Source organism: Halonatronum saccharophilum DSM 13868, assembly GCF_000517025.1.
GTDB classification, from domain to species: Bacteria; Bacillota; Halanaerobiia; order Halobacteroidales; family Halobacteroidaceae; genus Halonatronum; species Halonatronum saccharophilum.
Genome location: NZ_KI912097.1, coordinates 384,415 through 386,718 on the forward strand (window position 1 = coordinate 384,415; position 2,304 = coordinate 386,718).

The following is a 2,304-nucleotide window of genomic DNA, read 5'->3' on the forward strand; positions in this document are numbered from 1 at the left end:
GATCTCAATGCCTCCCACTTATTCTGTACATATGGTACCAAAATTCAATATCAGACTACAGTAAAGCTCCACGGGGTCTTTCCGTCCTGTCGCGGGTAACCTGCATCTTCACAGGTAATACAATTTCACCGAGTCCTTCGTTGAGACAGTGCCCAAGTCGTTGCGCCATTCGTGCAGGTCGGAACTTACCCGACAAGGAATTTCGCTACCTTAGGACCGTTATAGTTACGGCCGCCGTTTACTGGGGCTTAAGTTCAGTGCTTCAGTATACACCTAACACTTCCCCTTGACCTTCCAGCACCGGGCAGGCGTCAGCCCCTATACATCGACTTGCGTCTTAGCAGAGACCTGTGTTTTTGGTAAACAGTCGCTTGGGCCTAGTCATTGCAACCTCTTCGAGCATACACTCTAATGAGGCACCCCTTCTCCCGAAGTTACGGGGCTATTTTGCCGAGTTCCTTAACGAAGGTTCTCTCGCGCGCCTTAGAATTCTCTTCCTGTCTATCTGTGTCAATTTACGGTACGGGTACCACTTACCTTGCTAGAGGATTTTCTTGGCAGTGTAGAATCAACCACTTCACTTCCGTAGAAGTTCCAGATCACACTTTAGAGTTTACAATCCTCCGGATTTACCTAAAGGATCCTCCTACGTGCTTCAACCTGTAATAACCGTTAACAGGCTGGCTTATCTTACTGCGTCCCCCCATCACTTATAACGGTAAGGAGGTAGCATCGGAATTTTAACCGATTGTCCATCGCCTACGCCTTTTGGCCTCGGCTTAGGTCCCGGCTGACCCTGAGCGGACGAGCCTTCCTCAGGAAACCTTAGACTTTTGGCGGATAGGATTCTCACCTATCTTATCGTTACTCATACCGGCATTATCACTTCTATAAAGTCCACAACTCCTTACGGTACTGCTTCAATCCTTATAGAATGCTCCCCTACCATTGTCAAAAAACAATCCGTAGTTTCGGTGATGAGCTTAAGCCCCGGACATTTTCAGCGCAAGACCACTCGACCAGTGAGCTATTACGCACTCTTTAAATGAATGGCTGCTTCTAAGCCAACATCCTGGTTGTCTATGCAATCTCACATCCTTTGCCACTTAGCTCATACTTAGGGACCTTAACTGACGATCTGGGTTGTTTCCCTCTCGACTATGAAGCTTATCCCACATAGTCTGACTCCCAAGATAAACATCTTCAGCCTTCGGAGTTTGACTGGATTCGGTAACTTAATAAAGCCCCTAGTCCAATCAGTGCTCTACGACCAAAGTGCATTCACTTGAGGCTAGCCCTAAAGCTATTTCGGGGAGAACCAGCTATCTCCAAGTTCGATTGGCCTTTCACCCCTATCCACAGTTCATCCCATGACTTTTCAACGTCAATGCAGTTCGGGCCTCCACACGTTCTTACACGTGCTTCACCCTGACCATGGATAGATCACTTGGTTTCGGGTCTATGACATGTAACTTGCGCCCTATTCAGACTCGCTTTCGCTACGGCTCCACCTTCCTGGCTTAACCTAAACGCTACATATCATAACTCGCCGGTTCGTTATGCAAAAAGCACGCCATCAGACTGATAATATACGTCCTCTGACTGCTTGTAGGCACATGGTTTCAGATTCTATTTCACTCCCCTCCCGGGGTTCTTTTCACCTTTCCCTCACGGTACTGGTTCACTATCGGTTGCTAGAAAGTATTTAGTCTTAGGAGATGGTCCTCCTTGCTTCCCACGGGGTTTCTCGTGTCCCATGGTACTCAGGATACTATCTAGTTTAACTTTAACTTTCACCTACAGGACTTTTACCTTCTGTGGTTTAGCTTTCCAGCTAATTGAGTTAACTAAAGTTAATACTATGATCTTTTTATGGTAAGATCTGATAGTCCTACAACCCTATAACAGCAACGCCCATAAGCTTGACACTGTTATAGTTTGGACTCTTCCCGTTTCGCTCGCCGCTACTTAGGGAATCGCTTTTGCTTTCCTTTCCTCGAGTTACTAAGATGTTTCAGTTCACTCGGTTCCCCTCTTAAAGCTATGAATTCACTTTAAGATGATAGGTTATTGACCTACCAGGTACTCCCATTCGGAAATCCTTGAGTTATAGCTTGTGTGCAGCTAGTCAAGGCTTATCGCAGCTTACCACGTCCTTTATCGGCTTCTAGCACCAAGGCATCCACCATGCGCCCTTAATATCTTAATCTAGACGCGTTAAAATTGTAATCTATTATTTGTGCAGTTTTCAAAGTACAAATCTTTCTTATTTTCACCAAAATAATATTTTTTATTACTTTAATA

Annotated in this window: 1 rRNA gene; it reads right to left on the minus strand. The window is 45.5% G+C overall.

The features are described from left to right. Positions 1–120: 120 nt before the first annotated feature. Positions 121–2,195, minus strand: a 23S ribosomal RNA gene (locus tag HALSAC_RS16940). Positions 2,196–2,304 lie beyond the last annotated feature (109 nt).